Annotated in this window: 14 protein-coding genes, 1 tRNA gene, 1 rRNA gene and 1 pseudogene; 4 read left to right on the top strand and 13 right to left on the bottom strand. The window is 72.0% G+C overall.

Going from position 1 to position 26,094, the window contains the following annotated elements; translation table 11 throughout:
- Nucleotides 1-101 precede the first annotated feature (101 nt).
- The 3 genes and pseudogenes from ACIRPP_RS29185 to ACIRPP_RS29175 form a co-directional block, all read left to right on the top strand.
- A complete protein-coding gene (locus ACIRPP_RS29185) occupies nt 102-5,003 on the top strand; it encodes an ATP-dependent helicase (RefSeq protein WP_403648862.1) in 4,902 nt (1,633 codons plus the stop codon).
- A gap of 279 nt (nt 5,004-5,282) precedes the next feature.
- Nucleotides 5,283-6,083, top strand: coding sequence for an Fpg/Nei family DNA glycosylase (locus tag ACIRPP_RS29180; RefSeq protein WP_403648859.1), 801 nt, complete (start codon nt 5,283-5,285; stop codon nt 6,081-6,083).
- A gap of 32 nt (nt 6,084-6,115) precedes the next feature.
- Nucleotides 6,116-6,879, top strand: a pseudogene (locus ACIRPP_RS29175) (SDR family NAD(P)-dependent oxidoreductase); the annotation flags it as partial.
- 20 nt (nt 6,880-6,899) lie between these two features.
- Here ACIRPP_RS29175 and ACIRPP_RS29170 read toward each other — a convergent pair.
- The 10 genes from ACIRPP_RS29170 to ACIRPP_RS29125 all read right to left on the bottom strand — a co-directional run bounded on the left by ACIRPP_RS29170 (nt 6,900) and on the right by ACIRPP_RS29125 (nt 21,809).
- Nucleotides 6,900-7,136, bottom strand: coding sequence for a hypothetical protein (locus ACIRPP_RS29170; protein ID WP_164438426.1), 237 nt, complete (start codon nt 7,134-7,136; stop codon nt 6,900-6,902).
- A gap of 91 nt (nt 7,137-7,227) precedes the next feature.
- Nucleotides 7,228-7,698, bottom strand: a complete 471-nt coding sequence (locus ACIRPP_RS29165) for a Dps family protein (protein ID WP_164332986.1) — start codon at nt 7,696-7,698, stop codon at nt 7,228-7,230.
- A gap of 207 nt (nt 7,699-7,905) precedes the next feature.
- Complete coding sequence (locus ACIRPP_RS29160; RefSeq protein ID WP_164332985.1) at nt 7,906-8,286, bottom strand: helix-turn-helix domain-containing protein; 381 nt, start codon at nt 8,284-8,286, stop codon at nt 7,906-7,908.
- A 109-nt stretch (nt 8,287-8,395) separates the two neighbouring features.
- Nucleotides 8,396-8,941: a CinA family protein gene (locus ACIRPP_RS29155; protein WP_403648854.1), complete on the bottom strand. Its 546-nt coding sequence runs from the start codon at nt 8,939-8,941 to the stop codon at nt 8,396-8,398.
- Entirely contained in the window at nt 8,938-9,783 is an 846-nt protein-coding gene (pgsA, locus tag ACIRPP_RS29150; RefSeq protein WP_403648852.1) for a CDP-diacylglycerol--glycerol-3-phosphate 3-phosphatidyltransferase, read from the bottom strand. The genes ACIRPP_RS29155 and pgsA overlap by 4 nt, the downstream gene beginning before the upstream one ends.
- Nucleotides 9,780-11,255, bottom strand: a complete 1,476-nt coding sequence (rimO, locus tag ACIRPP_RS29145; RefSeq protein WP_403648849.1) for a 30S ribosomal protein S12 methylthiotransferase RimO — start codon at nt 11,253-11,255, stop codon at nt 9,780-9,782. The genes pgsA and rimO overlap by 4 nt, the downstream gene beginning before the upstream one ends.
- A gap of 93 nt (nt 11,256-11,348) precedes the next feature.
- Nucleotides 11,349-12,179: a helix-turn-helix domain-containing protein gene (locus ACIRPP_RS29140; protein ID WP_403648846.1), complete on the bottom strand. Its 831-nt coding sequence runs from the start codon at nt 12,177-12,179 to the stop codon at nt 11,349-11,351.
- Nucleotides 12,180-12,431: 252 nt separating this feature from the next.
- Nucleotides 12,432-15,179 carry a DNA translocase FtsK gene (locus ACIRPP_RS29135; protein WP_403648843.1) on the bottom strand — a complete coding sequence of 916 codons (2,748 nt, stop codon included), beginning with the start codon at nt 15,177-15,179 and terminating at the stop codon, nt 12,432-12,434.
- A gap of 179 nt (nt 15,180-15,358) precedes the next feature.
- On the bottom strand, nt 15,359-16,036 hold the full coding sequence (locus tag ACIRPP_RS29130) for a two-component system response regulator (protein WP_164334149.1): 678 nt from the start codon (nt 16,034-16,036) through the stop codon (nt 15,359-15,361).
- A gap of 307 nt (nt 16,037-16,343) precedes the next feature.
- On the bottom strand, nt 16,344-21,809 hold the full coding sequence (locus ACIRPP_RS29125) for a HAMP domain-containing protein (protein WP_403648841.1): 5,466 nt from the start codon (nt 21,807-21,809) through the stop codon (nt 16,344-16,346).
- 411 nt (nt 21,810-22,220) lie between these two features.
- Between ACIRPP_RS29125 and ACIRPP_RS29120 the strand changes: the two genes are divergently transcribed.
- A complete protein-coding gene (locus ACIRPP_RS29120) occupies nt 22,221-24,977 on the top strand; it encodes a SpoIIE family protein phosphatase (RefSeq protein ID WP_403648838.1) in 2,757 nt (918 codons plus the stop codon).
- A gap of 91 nt (nt 24,978-25,068) precedes the next feature.
- Here the strand turns inward: ACIRPP_RS29120 and ACIRPP_RS29115 are convergent.
- From ACIRPP_RS29115 to rrf, 3 genes are all read right to left on the bottom strand, one after another.
- Nucleotides 25,069-25,141, bottom strand: a tRNA-Thr gene (locus tag ACIRPP_RS29115).
- Nucleotides 25,142-25,217: 76 nt separating this feature from the next.
- Nucleotides 25,218-25,886, bottom strand: a complete 669-nt coding sequence (locus tag ACIRPP_RS29110) for a DegT/DnrJ/EryC1/StrS family aminotransferase (RefSeq protein ID WP_403649017.1) — start codon at nt 25,884-25,886, stop codon at nt 25,218-25,220.
- A gap of 114 nt (nt 25,887-26,000) precedes the next feature.
- A 5S ribosomal RNA gene (gene rrf / locus ACIRPP_RS29105) occupies nt 26,001-26,094 on the bottom strand; the annotation flags it as partial.

Below are 26,094 nucleotides of genomic sequence, written 5' to 3'. Positions count from 1 at the left end.
GGCCCCCGGCTCCGCCCCCAGCCTGCCCCGCCGCGAGGGCCGGACCCGCCCCGTCCGTGCAGCTCAGGGCCATTGTCAGTGTCCGGGTGCAGGATGGACGCATGGTCGGCACTCCGCATCGAGCCCTGGACGGCTTCTCCCCCGCGACCCGTGGCTGGTTCTCGGGGGCGTTCTCGGCGCCCACCGCGGCCCAGGCCGGTGCGTGGCAGGCCATCCACGAGGGTTCGGACGTGCTGGTCGTCGCCCCGACCGGGTCCGGCAAGACCCTGGCCGCCTTCCTCGCGGCCCTGGACCAGCTGGCGTCCACGCCCCCGCCCGCTGACCCCAAGAAGCGCTGCCGGGTGCTCTACGTCTCGCCGCTGAAGGCCCTGGCCGTCGACGTCGAGCGCAATCTGCGCAGCCCGTTGACCGGGATCCGGCAGGAGGCGGTGCGCCTGGGCATGCCCGAGCCCGAGGTGAAGGTCGGCATCCGCTCCGGCGACACCCCGCCCGCCGAGCGCCGCGCGCTGTCCACGCGCCCGCCGGACATCCTGATCACCACGCCGGAGTCCCTCTTCCTCATGCTGACCTCGGCCGCGCGTGACGCCCTGTCGGGCGTGGAGACGGTGATCCTCGACGAGGTCCACGCGGTCGCCGGCACCAAGCGCGGGGCGCATCTCGCGCTGTCCCTGGAGCGGCTCGACGAGTTGCTGCCCGAACCGGCCCGGCGCATCGGCCTGTCGGCGACGGTCCGCCCGGTCGACGAGGTCGCCCGGTTCCTGTCCCCGGGCCGCCGGGTGGAGATCGTCCAGCCGGAGTCGGGCAAGGAGTTCGACCTCTCCGTCGTGGTCCCGGTGGAGGACCTGGGGGAGCTGGGCGGTTCGCCCGTCGCCGACGGCTCGGAGGGCGCCGAACGCCCGTCGATCTGGCCGCACGTCGAGGAGCGGATCACCGATCTGGTCCAGTCCCACCGGTCGACGATCGTGTTCGCCAACTCCCGCCGCCTGGCGGAGCGCCTGTGCAACCGGCTCAACGAGATCGCCTACGAGCGGGCCACCGGCGAGCCGCTCGACGAGCAGCACTCCCCCGCCGAGCTGATGGGCGGCTCGGGGGCCGCCCAGGGCGCGCCCGCGGTCATCGCGCGGGCCCACCACGGCTCGGTGTCCAAGGAGCAGCGGGCCCAGGTGGAGGAGGACCTCAAGGCCGGGCGGCTGCCGGCCGTGGTCGCCACCTCCAGTCTCGAACTGGGCATCGACATGGGCGCCGTGGACCTGGTCGTGCAGGTCGAGTCGCCGCCGTCCGTGGCCTCGGGGCTGCAGCGCGTCGGGCGCGCCGGGCACCAGGTGGGCGCGGTGTCCACGGGTGTGGTGTTCCCCAAGTATCGGGGCGACCTCGTCCAGGCGGCCGTGGTCACCGAGCGGATGCGCACCGGCTCCATCGAGTCCCTGCGGGTCCCGGCCAACCCGCTGGACGTCCTCGCCCAGCAACTCGTGGCCATGACCGCCATGGACACCTGGCCGTTCGACGACCTCCTGGCCCTGGTCCGGCGCGCGGCGCCCTTCGCCTCCCTCCCCGAGTCGGCGTTCACCGCCGTGCTGGACATGCTGGCCGGCCGCTATCCGTCCGACGCCTTCGCGGAGCTGCGCCCGCGTGTGGTGTGGGACCGTGTCACGGGCGAGATCACCGGCCGCCCGGGAGCGCAGCGCCTCGCGGTGACCTCCGGCGGGACCATCCCCGACCGGGGCCTGTTCGGGGTGTTCCTGGCGGGCGCCGACCCCAAGAAGGGCGGCGGACGGGTCGGCGAGCTCGACGAGGAGATGGTCTACGAGTCCCGCGTGGGCGACGTCTTCACCCTCGGCACCAGCTCGTGGCGCATCGAGGACATCACCCGCGACCGGGTCCTGGTCTCCCCCGCCCCCGGGGTTCCCGGGCGGCTGCCGTTCTGGAAGGGCGACCAGCTGGGCCGCCCCCTGGAACTGGGCAGGGCGGTGGGCGCCTTCCTCCGCGAAGTGGGTTCGCTGCCCGCGGAGGACGCCCGTCTGAGGTTGCTCGCGGCCGGGCTGGACGCCTGGGCCGCGGACAACGTGCTGTCCTACCTCGGCGAACAGCGCGAGGCGTGCGGCCACGTCCCGGACGACCGCACCATCGTCGTGGAGCGCTTCCGCGACGAGCTGGGCGACTGGCGGGTCGTCGTGCACTCCCCGTTCGGCGCGCAGGTGCACGCTCCCTGGGCGCTCGCGCTCGGCGCCCGCCTGTCCGAGCGGTACGGCATGGACGCTCAGGTGATGCATGCCGACGACGGCATCGTGCTGCGGCTGCCCGACGCCGACCTGATGGGCCTGGACCTGCTCGACCAGGAGCCGGCGCGGGCGGGCACCGCGTACGACTCCGACCAGGCGCCCGTGGGCGCGGCGGACGTCGTCTTCGACAAGGGCGAGGTCGACCAGGTCGTCACCGACCAGGTGGGCGGCTCGGCCCTGTTCGCGTCCCGGTTCCGCGAGTGCGCCGCCCGCGCCCTGCTGCTGCCGCGCCGCAATCCCGGCCGCCGGACCCCGCTGTGGCAGCAGCGGCAGCGCGCCTCCCAGCTGCTGCAGGTGGCGGGGGAGTTCGGGTCGTTCCCGATTGTGCTGGAGGCGGTCCGCGAGTGCCTCCAGGACGTCTTCGACGTGCCCGGGCTCGTGGAGCTGATGGGCGACCTGGAGGCCCGCAAGGTGCGGCTGGTGGAGGTCACCACCCCCGAGCCGTCCCCGTTCGCCCGATCCCTCCTGTTCGGCTACGTGGCGCAGTTCCTCTACGAGGGCGACTCGCCCCTCGCCGAGCGCCGCGCCGCCGCTCTGTCCCTGGACTCCCGTCTGCTGGCCGAGCTGCTCGGCCAGGCGGAACTGCGCGAACTGCTCGACGCCGAGGTGCTCACCGAACTGGAGCAGGAACTGCAGTGGCGCACCGAGGACCGGCGCGTGAAGGACGCCGAGGGCGTCGCCGACCTGCTGCGGATGCTCGGACCGCTCACCGACGCGGAGCTGGCCGAGCGGGGCGCCGAACCGCAGTGGGCGCCGGAGCTGGCCGCCGCCCGGCGCGCCATCCGGGTCCGGGTGGCCGGAGCCGACCACTGGGCGGCGATCGAGGACGCCGGACGCCTGCGGGACGCCCTGGGCACCGCACTGCCGGTGGGGGTTCCGGAGGCGTTCACCGAACCGGTCAAGGACCCCCTCGGGGACCTCCTGGCGCGGTACGCCCGCACCCACGGCCCGTTCACCTCTGCCACCGCCGCGGCCCGCTTCGGCCTGGGCGTGGCGGTCACCGAGGGCGCCCTGCAGCGGTTGTCCGCGGCGGGCCGGGTCGTCCAGGGCGAGTTCCACCCGGCCGGGATCGGCCAGGAGTGGTGCGACGCGGCCGTTCTGCGCCGGCTGCGCCGTCGTTCCCTGGCCGCCCTGCGACACGAGCTGGAACCGGTGCCGCCCCAGGCGCTGGCCCAGTTCCTCCCCCAGTGGCAGCACATCGGAAAGGGGCACGCCCTGCGCGGAATCGACGGCCTGGTGCGCGCCGTCGAACAGCTCCAGGGAGCCTCGGTCCCCGCCTCCGCGCTGGAGAAACTGGTGCTGCCGTCCCGCGTGGCGGGCTACGCGCCGGCCATGCTGGACGAACTCACGGCCGCCGGGGAGGTGGTGTGGGCCGGGGCCGGCTCGCTGCCGGGGAAGGACGGCTGGGTCTCGCTCTACCTGGCGGACGCCGCCCCCCTGCTCCTCCCTCCCCCGCACCCCCTGGAGCTCACCGCGCTCCACGAGTCCGTGCTGGCCACACTCTCGGGCGGCTACGGCCTGTTCTTCCGGCAGATCGCCGACCAGGTCCGGGCCACCACGCACCCCGAGGCCACCGACCCGCAGCTTGCGGACGTCCTGTGGGACCTGGCCTGGTCGGGGCGGCTGACGAACGACACGCTCAGTCCCCTGCGTGCCCTGCTGGGCTCGGGCCGCACCGCCGGTTCCACGGCCCACCGTGCGAAGCGGCAGGTCCCGCGCGGGCGCTACGGCTCGCTGACCGCCGCCGCCCGCAGCAGCGCGCGCACCGGACCGCCCACCGTCGGCGGCCGCTGGTCCCTGCTGCCGGCCCGCGAACCCGACACCACGGTGCGCGCCCATGCCCTGGCCCGCACCCTGCTGGACCGGCACGGCGTGGTGACCCGGGGCGCCGTCGGCGCGGAAGGAGTCGAGGGCGGCTTCTCGGCGGTGTACCGCATCCTGTCCGCCTTCGAGGAGACCGGCCAGGCACGGCGCGGCTATGTGGTGGAGGGGCTCGGTGCCGCCCAGTTCGCGATGGACGGCGCGGTGGACCGGCTCCGGGCGGCGGCCAACGCCCGCGACCGCGGCGACGTTCCCGCCCCCGACCCCTTCGCCGCCGGTGACGCCGGCTCCCCGCCCGGCTCCGGCCCCGACGCGTTCCCCGGTCGGGACGGCCTGCCGGCCTTCCCTCCCGAGCCGGGCGCCGACGGCTTCGCCGAGTCGTACCGGCCGGGCCCGGGCGACTACGTCTCCCGGCGCGACCGGCCCCGGCAGCCCGCCCCGCCGCCCTGGCAGAACGGCGGGCGCCCCTCGTACGACCCGTTCGCCGGCCGTCGCACGGGACCGGACGACGCCTCACGCGCGGTGGTCCTCGCCGCCGCCGACCCGGCCAACGCCTACGGGGCCGCCCTGGGCTGGCCCGAGCCGCCCGACGGCGCCGGGCACAAGCCGGGCCGCAAGGCGGGCTCCCTGGTGGTCCTGGTCGACGGGGACCTGACCCTGTACATGGAGCGGGGCGGCAAGACCCTGCTGGCCTGGCCGGCCGACCCGGACGGCGAGCCCGCCGACGACGCCCGCCTCCCGGCCGCCGCGCAGGCCCTGGCGGCCGCGGCGCGGGCGGGCTCCCTCGGCACGGTCACGGTGGAGCGCGTCAACGGCACCCCGTCCCTGACCTCCCCGCTGGGCGCCCTCCTGGAGGGGGCGGGCTTCGTCGCCACCCCACGCGGCCTGCGGCTGCGCCCCTGACCACGGCCGGGACCAGGCTGCGCCCGCGACCACAACCAGGATTGGGCCGCGCCCCCGACCGCGGCCGGCACTACCCGCGCGCCTGACCGCGGCCGGGACGATCATGACCGGGACCAGGTCTCACCCCCGACCGCGGCCGGTACTGGCCGCGCACCCGACTGCAGCCGGGACGAGACCGCGCCCCCGACCACAACCGCGACCAGGCCGCACCCCCCACCACAGCCGAGGCCGCACTCCTGCCCCCGACCCGGACCAGGCCCGGCGTGCCACTCTGGGTCCATGCCCGAAGGAGACACGGTCTGGCAGGCCGCGAAGCGACTGCACGGCGCCCTCGCTGGCCGGGTGCTCACCCGCAGCGATCTGCGCGTGCCCCGGTTCGCCACCGCCGACCTCACCGGCCGGACCGTCCTGGACGTCACCCCGCGCGGCAAGCACCTGCTGACCCGGATCGAGGGCGGCCTGACCCTGCACTCGCATCTGCGGATGGACGGCTCGTGGCGCGTGTTCGCGCCCGGACAGCGCTGGAACGGAGGCCCGGCCCACCAGATCCGCGCGATCCTGGCCAACGCCGACCGGGCGGCCGTCGGCTACCGCCTGCCCGTCCTGGAACTCCTGCGCACCACCGAGGAGGACCGGGCCGTCGGCCACCTCGGCCCCGATCTCCTGGGCCCCGACTGGGACCCGGACCTGGCGCTGGCCAACCTCCTCCAGGATCGGGACCGCCCGATCGGCGAGGCCCTGCTGGACCAGCGCAACCTCGCCGGCATCGGCAACGTGTACAAGAGCGAGCTCTGCTTCCTGCTCGGCGTCACCCCGTGGCTGCCCGTCGGACAGCTCCCCGCCGACCGGACCGCGAGGCTGGCCGGCCTCGCCCGGGAGCTGCTGGAGTTCAACCGCGAGCGCCCGGTCCGCACCACCACCGGCCGCCGGGGCGAGGACCTCTACGTGTACGGCCGCCGGCGCCGCCCGTGCCGGCGCTGCGGTACCCCCGTCCGGGTCGCCGAGCAGGGCGACGGCTCCCGGGAACGCCCCACCTACTGGTGCCCGGTCTGCCAGTCCGGTCCGGCACCGACCGATTGACGGCTCGTCAGATCCGCTCGTACGGTCCCCGCATGCCGCTCGCCGCGTACGACCTCACCGGACGCACCGCTTTCGTCACCGGCGCGGCGAGCGGCATCGGCCGCGCCTGCGCGATTCTGCTGGCCGAGGCCGGCGCCGAGGTGCACTGCGCCGACCGCGACACCGCGGGCCTGCGCCGGACGGCCCGCCGCATCGAGGCCGAGGGCGGCACCTGCCGCGTCCACCCCCTGGACGTCACCGACCGCGCCCGGGTGGAGGCGGCGGTCGCCGCCTGCGGACGCCTGGGCGTCCTGGCCGCGGTCGCCGGCATCATGCACAGCAGCACGGTGCTGGAAACCCGCGACGAGGACCTCGACCGGGTCCTCAACGTCAACTTCAGGGGTGTCCTGCACGCCTGCCGGGCGGCAGCAGCCCGGCTCATGATCGACCGCGGCAGCGGCGGCAGCATCGTCACCATGGCCTCCGGCGCCGTCGACACCGGCGGCCCCGGCCTGTTCTGCTACGGGGGGGCGAAGGCGGCCGTGGTCCAGCTGACCAGGACCCTGGCCACCGAGACGGGCCGGCACGGCATCCGCGTCAACGCGGTCCCGCCCGGATGATCCGCACCCCGATGACCGACCGGCCCGGCCACGGCACGCGGCCCCACACCGAGTCCGCGATGGCCCGGACGGCGCCGCTGGGCCGGGTGGGCGAACCGGAGGATGTCGCGCACCCGGTGCTGTACCTCGCCTCCGACGCCTCGGCGTTCGTCACCGGCCAGATCCTCCGGCCGGACGGGGGCGTGGCGATGCCCTGGCGACGTAACCCGGTGACGCCCTACGCCCCGTCCCGGCCGGCCTGCCAGGCCCGCCGCCAGCGCCCCGCCGCGAGCGCCCCCTCGGCCCGCGACTTCGGCGTGCAGTGCACCGGCAGCACGCTCAGCCCCCAGCCGCCGGCCGCGACGGCGCCCTCCAGGACACCCGCGTCGGGCGACCACACGAGCCGGGCCACCGCCCACCACCACAGGGCGCCCAGCCCGATCGCGGCCCCCCGGCGCGCTATTCGCCCGGTCACCGCCGCCACCTCCGGCCCGACGCCGTGCGCCCGGGGCGGCTCGGGCATCCCCCGCGCCGCCGGGCCGCTGCGGCAGCGGACGACAAGCCGCTCAGCCGTTCCCGGCCTGGAACATCCAGCGCTGCTTCTCGAGGTCCGCGGTCACGGCGATGAGGATGTCCTGGCTCACCGGATCCGCCTCCTCGGTCGACGTCACCCGCTCGCGCATCCGGGCGATCACCGCACCCAGCGCGTCCACCAGCGCGCCCACCGCGGCCGTGTCGTCGACCCAGCCCTCCGGCGTCACCCCGATACCGCTGCCGACGGCGACCGTAGCGGCCCGCCCGTCGGGTGAGACGCCGAGCGCCGCGGCGCGCTCCGCGACCGTGTCGGAGTGGGAACGGGCGACCGTCACCACCTCGTCGAGCTGCAGGTGCACGGACCGGAAACGCGGCCCGACGACGTTCCAGTGGATCTGCTTCGCCACCAGCGACAGGTCCACCAGGTCGACGAGGGCACCCTGCAACGCCTCGGACACGGTCTTCAGGTTCGCATCGGACAACGGGCTCTTCACGACGTACATCCGCACCTCCGTGGGTCACCCCCGTGTGTCCCCTCAACGATGACCGGCACACGGCGTACCGGCAAACGCACACCACGGCACACCCCGGCGCCCGGACGGGCGGCCCCGGACAGACGAAAACCCCGGCGGCACCCTCCCGGAGATTCCGGAAGGGCCCCTACCGGGGCCTCTTGGAGCGTCACACCACTCGGGCGTGCGCCACCGCCGTCAGGCGGCGACGACGTCCACCGCTTCGGCGGGCGCCTTGATGGTCACCCGTTCCGGCGGCACACCGGCCACCGAGACGGAGCCGAGCATCGGACGTACCGGCGTGGTGACGGGCTCGCTGGGGGTCGCTGCAGCAGACTGGGCCAGCTCGGCGAGGGCGAGCTCGTCGCTCACTTCCCGCATGAGCTCGGACATCCGTACGTCCAGCGCGTCGCAGATGGCGGAGAGCAGCTCGGAGGAAGCCTCCTTCTGCCCCCGCTCCACCTCGGAGAGATAGCCGAGTGAGACTCGGGCGGACGAGGAGACTTCGCGCAGAGTACGGCCCTGGCGCTGGCGCTGCCGACGCAGCACGTCACCCAGCAGGCGACGGAGCAGAATCATCGGTGGCTCCCTCCTCGGACCGTGTAGCCGCATCCTTCTCGCCCCACCGTACCGCCTCGCGCCGCGGCCGTGCGGGGAGCGATGTCGTGTTCACTCTGGGCTGCAAACATCAAAACCCCCCGTTCCGTTCCGTATCCTGTGCCCGCTCATTTCCGGTCTGTTCGCCCGCAAGCTCCCTCAGAAGCAGTGCGAGTACGCTGCGTACACTCTCCATACGAATTTCCGCGCGGCCGCCGTTCAACCGCAGACGCTCCACTTTTCCATCGGCGAGGGAACCGGAACCGGTCCCGAAGGGCCCGTCGACGGCCACGAAGACCGTGCCGACGTCCTGTCCGTCCTGGGGATCGGGGCCCGCCACTCCCGTCGTGGCGATGCCCCAGTCGGCGCCCAGAGCCCTGCGCACACCGGCCGCCATCTCCGCAGCGACCTGCGGATCCACGGCGCCTCGCGCTGCCAGCAGGGCGTCGTCGACGCCGAGCAGTCGGTGCTTCAGATCGGTGGCGTACGCCGTCACCGAACCGCGGAAGACCTTGGAGGCCCCGGGTACCGCGGTGATCTCCGCCGCCACCAGGCCGCCGGTCAGCGACTCGGCGACGGCCAGCGTCGCACCGTTCACCGTGAGTAGTCGCACCACCTGGGCGGCCGTCGAACTCACGCTTCCTTCTCCTCCAACGACGCGCGGCGCTCGGCAATTCCCCGCCGGCGGAGGACCACGGCCTGGCGCACGTAGTCGAGCCCGGTGGCGACCGTCAGCACCACGGCGGCCGCCATCACCCAGAAGCGCAGGGTCGCCAGCGGGCCGGTGAGTGCCAGGACGTACATCCCGACGGCCACGCCCTGGGTGAGGGTCTTCAGCTTGCCCCCGCGGCTGGCCGGGATCACTCCGTAGCGGATGACCAGGAAACGCAGGAGGGTGATGCCGAGTTCCCGGCCGAGGATGACGCCGGTGACCCACCACGGCAGATCGTCCAGCGCGGACAGACAGATCAGCGCCGCTCCCATGATCGCCTTGTCGGCGATGGGGTCGGCGATCTTCCCGAAGTCGGTGACCAGGTCGTAGGCGCGGGCCAGGTGCCCGTCGAACAGGTCGGTGATCATCGCGACGGCGAAGGCGGCCCAGGCGAGCGAGCGCCACGCGGGGTCGTATCCGCCGTCGGCGAGCATCAGCATCACGAAGGCCGGGACCAGCAGCAGCCGGAGCATGGTCAGCAGGTTGGCGATGTTCCAGACGCTGGCCTGGTTCACGGCCGCCGCCGTGATCTTCTTGCCGCGGGCGGCCCTGGTGGCGCCGTCGTCGGTACCGGACGGTTCGGCCGCCCGGGAGGGGGCGGTCGGGTCGCCGTACAGCCGGTCGTTCCCCGGTGCCGCGCCCTCGGCCCGGCGCGCCGCCGGACGGCCGGTCACCGGCCCCGGAACAGCTTCCGGGGCGGCACTCGCTGCCGCCGGCCTCCTCGCGCCGGAGGGGCCGCCTGCCGCGGATGCCGGGGCGCCCGTCATCTGCCCGCCTCCTCAGTGCGTGCGAGCGAGCCCTGGAACAGCGGCTCGGCCACCAGGTCGACACCCTCGGTGCCCACCACCTTCGCCTCGACCATACGGCCGACACTCACACCCTCGCCGCTCGTGAGCAGCACCTGGCCGTCCGTCTCCGGAGCCTGGTGCGCGGCACGGCCGTACACGCCCTCCTCTTCGTCGACGGACTCCACCAGCACGTGGACGGTCTCGCCGAGGCGCTCCTCCGCGCGCTGCGACACCAGTTCCTCGGCCAGCCGGGAGACGCGGGCCAGCCGCTCGGCGACGAGGTCCTCGTCCAGCTTGCGGTCGTAGGTGGCCGCCTCGGTGCCCTCCTCGTCGGAGTAGCCGAAGACGCCGATGGCGTCCAGGCGGGCATGGTTGAGGAACCGCTCCAGCTCGGCCAGGTCGGCCTCGGACTCGCCGGGGAAGCCGACGATGAAGTTGGAGCGCACGCCCGCCTGGGGCGCCTTGCTCCGGACGGTGTCGAGCAGTTCCAGGAAGCGGTCGGTGTCACCGAAGCGGCGCATGGCGCGCAGCACGTCGGGCGCGGAGTGCTGGAAGGACAGGTCGAAGTAGGGGGCGATCTTCGGGGTGGAGGTCAGCACGTCGATCAGCCCCGGGCGCATCTCGGCGGGCTGGAGGTAGCTGACGCGCACCCGCTCCAGGCCGTCGACCTCCGCGAGCTCGGGCAGCAGCGACTCCAGCAGGCGGATGTCGCCGAGGTCCTTGCCGTAGGAGGTGTTGTTCTCGGAGACCAGCATGATCTCCTTCACGCCCTGCTCGGCGAGCCAGCGCGCCTCGTTCAGCACGTCGCTGGGGCGGCGGGAGATGAAGGAGCCGCGGAAGGAGGGGATGGCGCAGAAGGAGCAGCGCCGGTCGCAGCCGGAGGCCAGCTTCACCGAGGCGACCGGGGTGCCGTCCAGGCGGCGGCGCAGGGGCGCGCGGGGGCCCGAGGCGGGGGCGAGGCCGTCGGGCAGGTCCACCGGGGCGTGGCCGGGCAGCGCGACGGACGCGGCGGAATCCTGCCGCTCGGCCGGGCTGATCGGCAGCAGCTTGCGCCGGTCGCGCGGGGTGTGGGAGGCGTGGATGCCGCCGTTGAGGATGGTCTGGAGGCGGTCGGAGATGTCGGCGTAGTCGTCGAAGCCGAGTACGCCGTCGGCCTCGGGGAGGGCGTCGGCGAGTTCCTCGCCGTACCGCTCGGCCATGCAGCCCACCGCGACGACGGCCTGTGTTCTCCCGTGTCCCTTGAGGTCGTTGGCCTCCAGGAGGGCGTCGACGGAGTCCTTCTTGGCGGCCTCGACGAAGCCGCAGGTGTTCACGACCGCGACGTCGGCGGCCCCGGCGTCCTCGACGAGCTGCCAGCCGTCCGCCTCCAGACGGCCTGCGAGCTCCTCCGAGTCCACCTCGTTACGGGCGCAGCCAAGGGTGACGAGTGCGACGGTGCGGCGTTCAGGCATGGGCTCAAGACTACTTCGTCCCGCCGACACCCCCCGCCGACGGGGTTGGCCGGTCCCGGCCGGTCCCGTCGGCGGGTCGGTCCCCGGGTCCGGCTAGCCGGCCTGGGGGTCGCCCTTGGTATAGGTCAGGCGCTCCACGGCGCCCGGCTGGAAGTCGTCCTCGATCTTCTTCCCGTTCACGAACAGCTCGACCGGACCGGCGTCGCCGAGGACCAGGTTGATCTTCGAGCTGTCCTGGAACGTCTTCGACTCGCCCTTCTTGAGCAGGCCGTCGAAGAGCATCCGGCCGTTGTGGCCCTTGGCAGAGATCCAGCTGGGTCCGTCGGTGGCGCTGACCCGGACGGTCACCTTGTCCTGGGGTGCGGCGGCAATGGCGCTGTCGGAGGGTTCGGGCTCGGGGGCGGCGGGCTTCTCCGCCTTGGGGGTGGGTGAGGTCGAGGCGCTGGGCGTGGCGCCGTCGGCCACATTGGCCTTGCCGCCGTCGTCACCGCCCTTGACCATGGTGAATCCGACGAAGCCGATCACCGCGACGATCGCGGCGACCATGGCGGCGGTCCAGTTGGGTCCGCGGCGTTCGGGACGGATGCGCTCCGCCTCGAACAGCGGGGCCGCCGGGGTCGGTGCCGGCCGGGCGCCGTGCTCGGTCTCGAACCGGGCGATCAGCGGCGCCGGATCGAGGCCGACGGCGCGGGCCAGGGTACGGATGTGCCCGCGGGCGTAGACGTCGCCGCCGCAGGGCGCGAAGTCGTCCGCCTCGATGGCGTGCACGATGGCGATCCGGACCCGGGTGGCGGTACTGACGTCGTCCACGGTGAGCCCGGCCTCGATGCGGGCCTGCTGCAGGGCACGGCCGACGGAGGGGCGGGCTTCCTCGGATACGTCTTCGAACGGACGCTCGTCTTCAGGGGAGTTGCCGATGGACACGGGGGCGCCTTTCGAGCGTGTAGCCGCCTGTGCTGGAGGTTCAGTCTAGGAGGGGTACGAGAGGGTGGGGCAACCGGGCGGTCGGACTTTGTACGCCATCGGTATGGCCCGACACCCCGACGACGCTCCTGCTTTTGGTTGTTTCCCTCAACTTGACGTACGTCACGGGGAAACGGTTGCTCACGGATCCCTTACGGGTGAGTCACGATCGTCCACCTGGCCGCGCCGGGGCGACGACCGTGTCCCGCATGCCTACCCTTCAGACTCCCCCCGGATCAGCGCGAGCACGCCATCCAGTTCGTCAGGCTTCACAAGAACGTCACGAGCCTTCGAACCCTCGCTCGGTCCGACGATGTTCCGGGACTCCATCAGGTCCATGAGCCGGCCCGCCTTGGCGAAGCCCACGCGCAGCTTGCGCTGGAGCATGGACGTCGACCCGAACTGGGTGGAGACCACCAGTTCGGCGGCCTGGCACAGCAGGTCGAGGTCGTCGCCGATGTCCTCGTCGATCTCCTTCTTCTGCTTGGTGCCGACCACGACGTCGTCCCGGAAGACGGGCGCCATCTGGTCCTTGCAGTGCCGCACGACCGCCGCGACCTCTTCCTCGGTCACGAAGGCGCCCTGCATACGGGTCGGCTTGTTCGCCCCCATCGGCAGGAACAGCCCGTCGCCCTTGCCGATCAGCTTCTCGGCGCCGGGCTGGTCGAGGATGACGCGGGAGTCGGCGAGGGAGGAGGTCGCGAACGCGAGCCGCGAGGGCACGTTCGCCTTGATGAGACCGGTGACGACGTCCACGGAGGGCCGCTGCGTGGCGAGCACGAGGTGGATGCCGGCCGCGCGCGCGAGCTGCGTGATGCGCACGATGGCGTCCTCGACGTCCCGCGGGGCGACCATCATCAGGTCGGCCAGCTCGTCGACGATCACCAGCAGGTACGGGTAGGGCTGCAGTTCACGCTCGCTGCCCTCGGGCGGCTTGACCTTGCCCTCGCGGACCGCCCGGTTGAAGTCGTCGATGTGCCGGTAGCCGTAGGCCGCGAGGTCGTCGTAGCGCAGGTCCATCTCGCGGACGACCCACTGCAGGGCCTCGGCGGCCCGCTTGGGGTTGGTGATGATCGGCGTGATCAGGTGCGGGATGCCCTCGTAGGCCGTCAGCTCGACGCGCTTGGGGTCGACGAGGATCATCCGGACGTCCTCCGGGGTCGCCCGCATCATGATCGAGGTGATCAGGCAGTTGATGCAGGACGACTTGCCGGATCCGGTGGCGCCCGCGACCAGCATGTGCGGCATCTTCGCCAGCGAGTGCATGACGTAGCCGCCCTCGACGTCCTTGCCGAAGGCGACCAGCATCGGGTCGTCGTCCTCGGCGGACTCCGCGAGGCGCAGGACGTCGCCCAGGTTCACCATCTCGCGGTCGGTGTTGGGAATCTCGATGCCGACGGCGGACTTGCCGGGGATCGGGCTGATGATCCGCACGTCGGGGCTGGCGACGGCGTAGGCGATGTTCTTGGTCAGGGCGGTGACCCGCTCCACCTTGACGGCCGGGCCGAGCTCCACCACGTAGCGGGTGACCGTCGGGCCGCGGGTGAAGCCGGTGACGGCGGCGTCCACCTTGAACTCGGTGAAGACCTTCCGCAGCGCGTCCACTATGGCGTCGTTGGCCGCGCTGCGTGCCTTGCCGGGCCCGCCGCGGGTCAGCAGGTCCAGGGAGGGCAGCGCGTACGTGATGTCGCCGGAGAGCTGGAGCTGCTCCGCGCGGGCGGGCAGGTCCCGGGGCTCGGGGGGCGGCGCCTTGGTCATGTCCAGCACGCCCGCCGGCGGCCGGTCCTGCTTCGGCGGCTGCTGCTTCGCCCTGTCCTGGCGGGGCTTGTCCTTCTGCGGCCGGGCGGCCGGGACGGGCGTCGGGGTGGTCGGCTCCCCGTCGCCGACCCGCACGCCCTGGGTGAGGTCGGCGACGACCGGGGAGGGCGGCATGCCGTGCAGCACGGCACCGTCGAGGGCTGCGGCCGCCGCGGCGGCCACGTCGACCGCGTCCATGGGCCGGTCCATGTCGGGCTGCGGCACGGCGGACCGGCGGGGGCGGCCCCGGCGCCGGGTCAGCGCCTCCTGCTCCGCGGTGTCCGGGTCGTACTCCTGGGGCGCGGGGCCCCGCCTGCGGCGGCTCGCGGGCAGCGCCTCGCGCCACTGCTCCTCGTAGCGCTGGTCGTCCTCGCCGAGGTCCTCCGGCTCGGGGTCGTGGACCAGGCCCAGCTTCACGCCGAGCAGCCGCAGGCGCTGCGGGATGGCGTTGACCGGGGTGGCGGTGACGACGAGCAGACCGAAGACCGTGAGCAGCACCAGCAGCGGCACGGCGAGGACGTCGGTCATGGTGGACGACAGGGGGGTGGCCGCCGCCCAGCCGATGAGGCCGCCGGCGTCCCTTATGGCCTGCATGCCCTCGCTGCGGGCGGGTGAGCCGCACCCGATGTGGACCTGGCCGAGGATGCCGACGACGAGGGCGGACAGGCCGATCACGATCCGGCCGTTGGCCTCGGGCTTCTCCGGGTGCCGGATGAAGCGCACGGCGATGACCGCCACCAGGATCGGCACCAGCAGGTCGAGCCGGCCGAAGGCGCCGGTCACCAGGATCTCCACCAGGTCACCGACCGGCCCCTGGAGGTCGGCCCAGGTGCCCGCCGCGACGATCAGGGCGATGGCGAGCAGCAGCAGGGCGAGCCCGTCCTTGCGGTGGGCCGGGTCGAGGTTCCTGGCCCCCTGCCCTATGCCGCGGAAGACCGCGCCGACGGCGTGGGCCAGGCCGAGCCACAGCGCGCGGACCAGGCGGTAGATCCCGTTGGTCGGGTTCGGGGCGGGCGCGGGTGCGGGCTTCTTCGCGGTGGCCTTCCGGGCGGGGGCCTTTTTCGCAGGGGCCTTCTTGGCCGCGGCCTTCTTCGCCGGAGCCTTCGCGGAAGCGGCCGCCTTCTTCGCGGGCGGCTTCTTGGCTGCGGAGGGACGTGAGGCCATGGGTGTGAGGTTACCGCCGGAGACGCCAGGGGACACGCGTGCCCACTGCTTCACCCGTTCGTGTCGTATTCGTTGAGGCGTGAAGGTGACGCGGGTGCTGACGGAACCTCATGCCCTGCGGAACCCGGCGGACGGGCAACCCCCCTGCGTGCGGCGGCGGTTGTGCCCGCCCGCACGGCTCAGTTCTGCGACGGGACCGAGGAGGTGTTTCCCGCGCCCGGTTCCAGCGCGTCGAGCGCGCGCCGCAGACCCGTCAGCTTCCGCTCCAGATGGGCCGCCGTGGCCACCGCGGCGGCGTCGGTCGACTCGTCGTTCAGCTGCTTGGTGAGCGCCTCGGCCTGCTCCTCGACGGCGGCGAGCCGCGCCGAGAGCTCGGCGAGCAGTCCGGCCGGCTCCTTCGGCTCCTCGGAGTTCTTCTCGTCGCCCTCCAACTGGAGCCGCAGCAGCGCGGCCTGCTCTCGCAGCTGGCAGTTCTTCATGTACAGCTCGACGAAGACCGAGACCTTGGCCCGCAGCACCCACGGGTCGAACGGCTTGGAGATGTAGTCGACCGCTCCGGCCGCATAGCCGCGGAAGGTGTGGTGCGGTCCGTGGTTGATCGCGGTGAGGAAGATGATCGGGATGTCCCGGGTCCGCTCCCGTCGCTTGATGTGGGCGGCGGTCTCGAAACCGTCCATGCCCGGCATCTGGACATCCAGCAGAATGACCGCGAAATCGTCCGTGAGCAGCGCCTTGAGCGCTTCCTCCCCGGACGATGCCCGCACCAGCGTCTGATCGAGCGCCGAGAGGATCGCCTCCAGCGCCAGCAGATTCTCCGGCCGGTCATCGACCAGGAGGATCTTGGCCTTCTGCACCATGGCCCGCCCTCCTCGCCCCGGCGTGGGGCCTCCCCTACTCGCAGGACCGGGAACGGCACCGGCAGGTGCCACCCCGAGGGACGGCTCCCTTGCGCCGCCCGTCCTTGTGCCGGTCATCGTAGCCGCACCCCGCCCGTCGCCACACCCTGTCACCGTGATGTCACTGTGCACACACCGGAAACGCGGCGGGAGACCAGAAGGTTCCCCGAATGCGGCCCTTCTACACGGCTTTCCGCACACGGCGTCGGCGGCCCCGCGGGAACACCGACGCCTCCCGCCACGGTCGCACACCACGCGGACGACGGCTTCACTGGTCCCGCATCCACTGCTCCATCACCGACAGCAGATGATCGGGGTCGACCGGCTTCGTCACGTAGTCGGAGGCGCCCGACTCGATCGCCTTCTCCCGGTCGCCCTTCATCGCCTTCGCCGTCAGCGCGATGATCGGCAGCCCCGCGAACTGCGGCATCCGCCGGATCGCGGTGGTCGTCGCATACCCGTCCATCTCGGGCATCATGATGTCCATCAGGACGACCGCCACGTCGTCGTGCTGCTCCAGGACCTCGATGCCCTCGCGGCCGTTCTCCGCGTACAGCACCGACAGCCCGTGCTGCTCCAGCACGCTGGTCAGCGCGAACACGTTGCGGATGTCGTCGTCGACGATCAGCACCTTCTGCCCGCCGAAGCGGATACCGCGCACCGACCGGGGCGCGGGCTCCTGCTCAGCCCCTGTCCACTGCTCGGGCTGCGGCGCGGAGCTCTGCTGCTCCAGCGCGGGCAGGTTCCGGCGCCGGCGCCGGAACAGCGCCGCGTTGCCGTTGCCGTTCCCGGTGTCGTACGACGTGGGCTCGGCCGGCGACCCGGCCGTCTCGGGCCCGGCCGCGGCCGACGGGGCGCCGCTCTCCAGGACGGGCAGCGCCTGCTGGTAGCCGTTGGGCGGCAGCTCGCTCGGGTGCAGCGGCAGGTACAGCGTGAAGGTGGAGCCGCGACCCGGCTCGCTCTGCGCGTGGATCTCACCACCGAGCAGCTGCGCGATCTCCCGGGAGATGGACAGCCCCAGGCCGGTGCCGCCGTACTTCCGGCTGGTCGTGCCGTCCGCCTGCTTGAACGCCTCGAAGATGACCCGCATCTTGCTGGCCGCGATGCCGATGCCGGTGTCGGTCACCGAGAACGCGATCAGATCGGCGTGCGGATCGGTCAGCGAACCCGTCTCGAGCAACTGCTCCCTGATCCGCTGCGGGACGTCGTCCCGGGCAGGCCGGATGACCAGTTCCACCGACCCGGAGTCGGTGAACTTCACCGCGTTCGACAGCAGGTTGCGCAGCACCTGGAGCAGGCGCTGCTCGTCGGTGTGCAGCGTCGCGGGCAGCTCCGGCGACACCCGCACGGACAGGTCCAGGCCCTTCTCCGCGGTCAGCGGCCGGAAGGTGGCTTCCACGTAGTCCACGAGCTGGACCAGCGCGATCCGCGTCGGGGAGACGTCCATCTTGCCCGCCTCGACCTTCGACAGGTCGAGGATGTCGTTGATGAGCTGCAGCAGGTCGGACCCGGCACCGTGGATGGTCTCGGCGAACTCGACCTGCTTCGGGGAGAGGTTGCCCTCGGCGTTGTCCGCGAGCAGCTTGGCCAGGATCAGCAGCGAGTTGAGCGGCGTGCGCAGCTCGTGCGACATGTTGGCGAGGAACTCGCTCTTGTAGCGCATCGAGACCGCGAGCTGCTCGGCGCGCTCCTCCAGGACCTGCCGGGCCTCCTCGATCTCGGTGTTCTTCACCTCGATGTCCCGGTTCTGACGGGCCAGCAGCTCGGCCTTCTCCTCCAGTTCCGCGTTGGACGCCTGGAGGGCCTTCTGCCGCTGCTCCAACTCCGCCGACCGCTCCCGCAGTTGTTCGGTCAGCTCCTGCGACTGCCGCAGCAGCCGCTCCGTCTTGGTGTTGACCGAGATGGTGTTGACGCTGGTCGCGATCATCTCGGCGATCTGGTTGAGGAAGTCCTTCTGGATGTGCGTGAACGGCGTGAAGGAGGCCAGCTCGATCACGCCGAGCACCTGGCCCTCGAACAGCACCGGCAGCACGATGACCTGTGCGGGCGGCGCCTCACCGAGCCCCGAGGAGATCTTCAGGTAGCCGCTGGGTGCGTTCTCCACGAGGATCGTGCGCTTCTCCATGGCGGCGGTGCCGATCAGCCCCTCGCCGGGGCGGAACGACGTCGGCATGGAGCCCATGGAGTAGCCGTACGAGCCGAGCATCCGCAGCTCGAACTGGTCGTCGTCGGCGGAGTGCAGGTCCTCGCCGTCCACCAGCGGCATCGCCAGGAAGAACGCACCGTGCTGGGCGGAGACCACCGGCGTCAGCTCGCTCATGATCAGCGAGGCCACGTCCTCCAGGTCGCGGCGCCCCTGCATCAGCGCGGAGATCCGGGCGAGGTTGCCCTTGAGCCAGTCCTGCTCCTTGTTGGCGATCGTGGTGTCGCGCAGGTTGGCGATCATCTTGTTGATGTAGTCCTGGAGTTCCTGGATCTCCCCGGACGCGTCCACGTCGATCTTCAGGTTCAGGTCGCCGCGCGTCACCGCGGTCGCCACCCGCGCGATGGCGCGCACCTGCCGGGTGAGGTTCCCGGCCATCTCGTTCACCGACTCGGTCAGGTCGCGCCAGGTGCCGTCCACGTCCCGCACGCGCGCCTGGCCGCCGAGCTGGCCCTCGGTGCCCACCTCGCGGGCCACGCGCGTGACCTCCTCGGCGAAGGAGGACAGCTGGTCGACCATCGTGTTGATGGTGGTCTTCAGCTCCAGGATCTCACCGCGCGCGTCGATGTCGATCTTCTTGGTCAGGTCGCCCTTGGCGATGGCGGTGGTCACCATCGCGATGTTGCGGACCTGCCCGGTCAGGTTGGACGCCATCTGGTTCACGGACTCGGTGAGGTCCTTCCAGGTGCCGGCCACCCCCGGGACGTGCGCCTGGCCGCCCAGGATGCCGTCCGTGCCCACCTCGCGCGCCACCTTGGTGACCTGCTCGGCGAACGCGCTGAGCGTCTTCACCATGATGTTGATGGTGTCGGCGAGCTGCGCCACCTCACCGCGTGCCTCGATGCTGACCTGCCGCGTCAGGTCACCGTTGGCGACCGCGGCGGACACCTGGGAGATGTTGCGCACCTGGGTGGTGAGGTTCTTCGCCATCAGGTTGACGTTGTCGCTCAGGTCCTTCCAGATGCCCGTGACACCGGGCACGTGCGCCTGGCCGCCCAGGATGCCCTCGGTGCCCACCTCGCGGGCCACCCGGGTCACCTGCTCGGCGAACGACGACAGCTGGTCGACCATGGTGTTGACGGTGGTGACCAGCTCGAGGATCTCGCCCTTGGCGTCCACGGTGATCTTCTTCGACAGGTCGCCCTTGGCCACGGCGGTGGTGACCTCGGCGATGTTGCGCACCTGGAGGGTCAGGTTGTTCGCCATGCCGTTCACCGACTGGGTGAGGTCCTTCCAGGTGCCGGACACGCCCTGCACCTCGGCCTGGCCGCCGAGGATGCCCTCGGTACCGACCTCGCGGGCCACCCGGGTGACCTCTTCGGCGAACGACGACAGCTGGTCCACCATCGTGTTCAGCGTGTTCTTGAGCTCCAGGATCTCCCCGCGCGCGTCCACGGTGATCTTCTGGGACAGGTCGCCGCGTGCCACCGCCGTCGCCACCTGCGCGATGTTGCGCACCTGGCCGGTCAGGTTCGACGCCATGCCGTTCACCGAGTCCGTCAGGTCCCGCCACACCCCGGCGACGCCGGGCACCTGCGCCTGACCGCCGAGACGGCCCTCGGTGCCCACCTCGCGGGCCACGCGCGTGACCTGGTCCGCGAACGACGACAGCTGGTCCACCATCGTGTTGATGGTGTTCTTCAGCTCCAGGATCTCCCCGCGCGCGTCGACGTCGATCTTCTGCGACAGGTCACCGCGCGCGACGGCGGTGGTCACCTGCGCGATGTTGCGGACCTGGGAGGTCAGGTTGCCCGCCATCGAGTTGACGGAGTCGGTCAGTTCCTTCCAGGTGCCCGAGACGCCGTCGACCCGGGCCTGACCGCCGAGCCGGCCCTCCGTCCCCACGTCCCGGGCCATGCGGGTCACCTGGTCGGCGAACGACGACAGCTGGTCCACCATCGTGTTCACGGTGTTCTTCAGCTGGAGCATCTCGCCGGAGACGTCGACCGTGACCTTCTGCGACAGGTCACCGTTGGCGACCGCCGTCGTCACCTGCGCGATGTTCCTCACCTGTCCGGTGAGGTTGCGGAACGCCGTGTTGACGGAGTCCGTCAGGTCCTTCCACGTCCCCGCCGCGCCCGGCACCTGGGCCTGCCCGCCCAGCTCGCCCTCCACACCGATCTCCCGCGCCACGCGCGTGACCTCGGCACCGAAGGACGACAGCTGGTCCACCATCGTGTTGACGGTGTTCTTCAGCTCCAGCATCTCGCCGGCCACGTCGACCGTGACCTTCTGGGACAGATCACCGTTGGCGACCGCCGTCGTCACCGCGGCGATGTCCCGCACCTGGGTGGTGAGATTCCGGAACACCGTGTTGACGGAGTCCGTCAGGTCCTTCCACGTCCCCGCCGCGCCCGGCACGTTCGCCTGGCCGCCCAGCCGCCCCTCGGCCCCGACCTCGTTGGCGACCCGCGTCACCTCGTCGGCGAAGATCCGCAGCGTCTCGGTCATCTGGTTGATCGTCTCGGCGAGCTGCGCGACCTCGCCCCGGGCCGGCACGGTCACCTTCCGGGACAGGTCACCATTGGCGACGGCCGTCGTCACCTCGGCGATCCCCCGGACCTGGGCCGTCAGATTGCCGGCCATGGTGTTCACCGAATCGGTGAGCTCCTTCCACACCCCGGCCACCCCGGGCACCTGGGCCTGCCCGCCCAGCGCGCCCTCGGTGCCCACCTCGCGCGCCACCCGCGTCACCTCGGAGGAGAACGCGGAGAGCTGGTCCACCATCGTGTTGACGGTGTTCTTCAGCTCCAGCATTTCGCCCTCGACGTGCACGGTCACCTTGCGCGACAGGTCACCGCGCGCGACCGCCGTCGTCACCAGGGCGATGTCGCGCACCTGCGCGGTCAGCCGCTCCGCCATGGTGTTGACCGAGTCCGTGAGGTCCTTCCACGAGCCGGACATGCCGCGCACCCGGGCCTGACCGCCCAGCTTGCCCTCGGTGCCGACCTCACTGGCCACCCGCGTCACCTCGTCGGTGAACGTCGACAACTGGTCGACCAGGTTGTTCACGGTCCGCGCGACCTTCAGGAACTCCCCGCGCAGCGGATGCCCGGTCCCGTCCGGAGCCTGCGTCCGCAGCTCCATGCGCGGCGAGAGATCACCCTCGGCCACCGCCGACAGCACCCGGCTCACCTCGGACACCGGCCGCACCAGGTCGTCGACCAGCGCGTTGGAGTGGTCGATCGCGGTCGACCAGGAGCCTTCACAGGCCCCGGTCTCCAGCCGCTCGGTGAGCTTGCCCTCCCGCCCGACCATCCGCCGCACCCGCGCCAGCTCACCGGTCAGGTGCAGATTGCGGTCGGCCACCTCGTTGAAGACCGCCGCGATCTCCGACATCACGCCGTCGCCGGACACCGTGAGCCGCCTGCGGAAATTGCCGTCCCGCATCGCCACCAGAGCCACCAGGAGCCGGTTCAGGGCCGCGGTGTCCACCACGGTGGTCCCGGACCGCTTCTTGCCCGGGCCACTGGAGGACGGTCCGCCCTTCGCGCGCGTCTTCGTGCTCCGCGTCGCTGCGCCAGACTCCACTGTGTCCCTCCCGCAGGGGTAGACCGTTACCGCTGTGCTCCGGTATCACCGCACGGTGTACCGGTTACTACTGCGCATTTCTGTACTACTGCGATGTCCGCCCGGCACGGCAGGGCGCCCCCGAAGGGCTGCTGCCCATCCGGCGCGAAAGAAACTCCGCCTGCCCGGACCTTCACGACTAGCCTGCCCAGTGTTTCACCCCCACCGAACCAGGCCATAACAGTTCGGCAGCTTCGCACATCGTCCGCACACGTTCCGGACGGCAGACCCCTCCGGACGGAAACACAGCAGACCGGCATCCGCTCGGACCGCGAAGGTAAGTAACCTTGCATGCGGCTGTCCAGCCACCCCGGTCCGTCCGGCCTGGGAGGTGGACTTCAGACGAGCGGGCATCGGAGGGCGGCCGCACCAATGACCACCGGACTGATCCCGGGGGAACAGCCCCCGGACCCCCGGCCGACGGGTGAGCTGCCGCAACAGCGGCGAGAGCCGGTCGGCCACGGAGTCATGCCCGTCGAGTACCGGTCGAGGAGTTCTGTGATCACCGCGCGTGCGGCCGCCACCTTCGAGCCCGTCGGGCGCTCGGTCGCGAGCGCCCGCGCCTTCGTCCGCGACACCCTGCAGGGCTGGGGCTTCGGTGACATCGTCGACGACGCCGTCGTTCTCACCAGCGAACTGGTGACCAATGCCGTGGTGCACGCCGGCACCGCCGCCGACCTGCTCTGTCTGCGCGGCGACGAAGGCGTGCGGATCGAGGTGGCCGACCGGTATCCGGAGCGCGAGGTCCCCCTCCAGGGCACCGCCGTCACCATGGGCAGCCTCGACCGGGAGGGCGGACGCGGCCTGCAGCTCTGCGCGGCGCTGGCCTCCCGCTGGGGCGTGGAGTACACACCCGCCCACAAGACCGTCTGGTTCCAGCTGGACCTGCCGGAGCGCCCCGTGGGCACCCGCGCGGCCGGTCCGGCCCTGCCCGCCGACCTCCTCCCGCTCGCCGACGGCCGGGTCCGGGTCGCCGTCCTGCAGATCGACCGCGCCGGCACCATCACGGCCTGGAACGAGGACGCCGAGGAACTCTTCGGCTACCCGGCCGAGCAGGTCACCGGCAAGCCGCTCACCGACCTCGCCGCCTGGCCGCACACCCCCGGCACCGGCACCGGCATCGCCGAGGCCCTCCAGCTCTCCCGCTGGGAGGGAAGCTACGGCATCCGGGGCGCCCACGGCCGCGTGCTGCCCGTGTACGCCTCCCACCTGCGCGTCCGCGACACCGACGGCGAACCGTCCACCGTGTGCCTGCTGGTGCGCGACCACGAACGCGCGGTGCTCCAGACACCGCTGCGCACGCCCGCGTCCGACGGCTCCGGCTCGTCCTCCGAGGGCCAGAACACCGACCCGTTCGAGGTGTTCATCGGCTCCCCCGCCCCGGACGACCTCGACGGACTCCTCCAGCGCACCGTGGAACGCGCCCGCGACATGCTCGACGGCGACGCCGCCTTCCTGCTGCTCGCCACCGACGACGAGACGGAACTGGAGGTCCGCGCTTCCACCGGGCTGCCCTCGGCCCGCCAGCGCTTCGCCCGCGTGCCCGTCGAGGCGGGCCCCGGCCGCTACGGCTCCGCCCGGATGCCCGCCGTGCACGACGACCTCACCGCCGTTCACGGCCCGGTCCCCCTCCTCAACGGCACCGGCATGCGCTCCGTCGTCACCGTCCCGCTGAAGGTCGAGGGCCGTCTCACCGGTTCCCTCGGCGTCGCCGCCGAGGCACCCGGCCGCTACTCCAACGAGGAGGCGCTGCGCCTGCAGTTCGCGGCCGACCGGATCGCCCTGGCCGTCGAGTCGGCCCGCCTCGGTGAACTGGAGCGGCTGCGGCGCGGCTCCCTGAGCTTCCTCGTCGAGGCGTCCGACCTGCTCGCCGGCACCCTCGACCGCGACCAGACCCTGGCCCTCATGGCCCAGATGACGGTCCCCACCCTCGCCACCTGGTGCGCCGTCTACACGATCGCCGACCAGTCGTCCGAGCCGTACCTCTCCTACGTGCTGCACGAGGACGAGGAACTCATCGACGGCATCAAGTCCCTGCTGTCGAAGATCCCCCCGCCCGATCCGGTCCCCACTCCCGGTGCCCGTGTCTGGTCGGCGCCCGGCGAGGTCGCCCACCAGGCGGCCCTGCGCACCTCCATGCGCAGCCTGGGTCTGAGCGGCGGCCCGGACCACCGCGTCACCCCGGGCATCGGTCCCACGCTCGCCACGGCCTCCGCCGTCGGCGGCGAGATCGTCGTCCTGCCGCTGGTCGCCCGCAACCGCGTCATCGGCATGCTCACGCTGGGCAAGCCCACCGACGAGCACTTCCGCCAGGAGATCCTGGAGCTCGCCGAGGACCTCTCCCGCCGGGCCGCGCTGGCCCTGGACAACGCCCGTCTGTACTCGGAGCGCACCGCCATCAGCCAGTCGCTCCAGCGCAGCCTGCTGCCGCCCGAGCTGCCCCTGGTCGACGGCGTCGAGGTCGAGGTCATCTACCGCGCGGCCGGCGAGGGCAACGAGGTCGGCGGTGACTTCTACGACCTGTTCCCGATCAGCGACGGCGCCTACGGCTTCGCGATCGGCGACGTCTGCGGCACGGGGCCGAACGCGGCGGCCGTCACCGGCCTCGCCCGCCACGCCCTGCGGCTGCTCGCCCGCGAGGGTCTCAGCGGCCCGGCCGTCCTGGAGCGCCTCAACTCGGCGATCCTCGACGAGGGCGCCCGCAGCCGCTTCCTCACGCTCCTCTACGGCGAGCTGCGCCCGCAGGAGGACGGCAGCGCGGAACTGAAGGTCGTCTGCGCCGGCCATCCGCTCCCACTGCGGCTGCGCCAGGACGGCACCGTAGAGCCCGCCGCCGAACCGCAGCCCCTCCTCGGCGTGCTGGAGGACCTGGAGCTGTACGAGCAGACGGTCGTCCTCGATCCCGGTGACGTCCTGCTGTGCGTCACGGACGGTGTCACCGAACGCCGGGAGGGCTCCCGCATGCTCGGCGACGACGGCCTCGCGGACGTCCTGACGACGTGCACGGGCCTCACGGCCGGCGCTGTCGCGGCCCGCATCATGCGCGCGGTCGAGCGGTTTGCCTCGGACGCCCCGTCCGACGACATGGCGATCCTGGCGATGCGCGTCCCCGGGCTGCACACGGACTGACGGGGAGGGGCCCCGGCCGCCCTTGTCGGGCGTCCGGCCGTGAACACGAGAAAGGCCCCGCCCTTGGTGGAGGGCGGGGCCTTTTTGTCGGAGCCCCCAAACGGAATCGAACCGTTGACCTTCTCCTTACCATGGAGACGCTCTACCGACTGAGCTATAGGGGCCTGTTACCTGCTGGGACCTTTCCCTGCGGCAACGGAATAGATCATACCCCGAACAACGCCCTGCTCCCAACCGCCCTCAGGAGGCGGACTGGAGCAGACCACCGAGCGCATTGCACGCGGACGCGATCTTCTGCATGTCCCGCTTGGTCAGCGCCGGGTGCACGGGGAGAGCCAGCGTCTCGTCGGCGGCCCGCTCGGTCTGGGGCAGCGACACGCACCGCCGGAAGCCGGGCAGCCGGTGCACAGGAGTCTTCACCGGCACCGAACAGGCAACGCCCCTGGCCCGTACGGCGTGCGCGAACGCGTCGCGGTCGGGCCGACCGTTGCCGGGCACCCGCACGACGTACTGCTCGTAGGTGTGTCCGGCACCGCGGTCGGGTGTTTCGACGCCCCGCAGTCGCGCGTCGAGGTAGGCGGCCCGTTCCCTGCGCCGGGCGATCTCGTCGTGCGGCACTTCGCCGTCCCCGTCCCGGTGCTCGATCACGAGCAGCCCGTGCCGTTGCCCGAGCGCTCGCAGGCCCGCCAGGTCGGCGGGCCTGCCGAACCGGTGCACAGCAACAACAGCCGCGGTCCGGGCAGTTACGGCTTCCGCCACGGCGGCCGGAGACAGTGCGTAGGTCACCGGATCTATGTCGGCGAACGCCGGCACGGCGCCCGTCAGGATGACGGCCCGGGCGATCTCCACGTTTCCGAAGGCGGGTACGAGGACCTCGTCCCCGACGCCTACGCCGGCGGCCCTGAGCAGTGCGGCAATACCCATGTGCCGGATGCTCGTTGCGTGACGTGAACGTCAAGTGACGGGAAACAAAAAAGGGTTGGACCCGAAACCGAAGTTCCGGGTCCAACCCTGTCACGTATAGTTCGGCGGCGTCCTACTCTCCCACAGGGTCCCCCCTGCAGTACCATCGGCGCTGTAAGGCTTAGCTTCCGGGTTCGGAATGTAACCGGGCGTT

Source organism: Streptomyces sp. NPDC101219 (assembly GCF_044767675.1).
Classification (GTDB): domain Bacteria; phylum Actinomycetota; class Actinomycetes; order Streptomycetales; family Streptomycetaceae; genus Streptomyces.
This window is presented reverse-complemented; position numbering and strand designations above follow the sequence as displayed.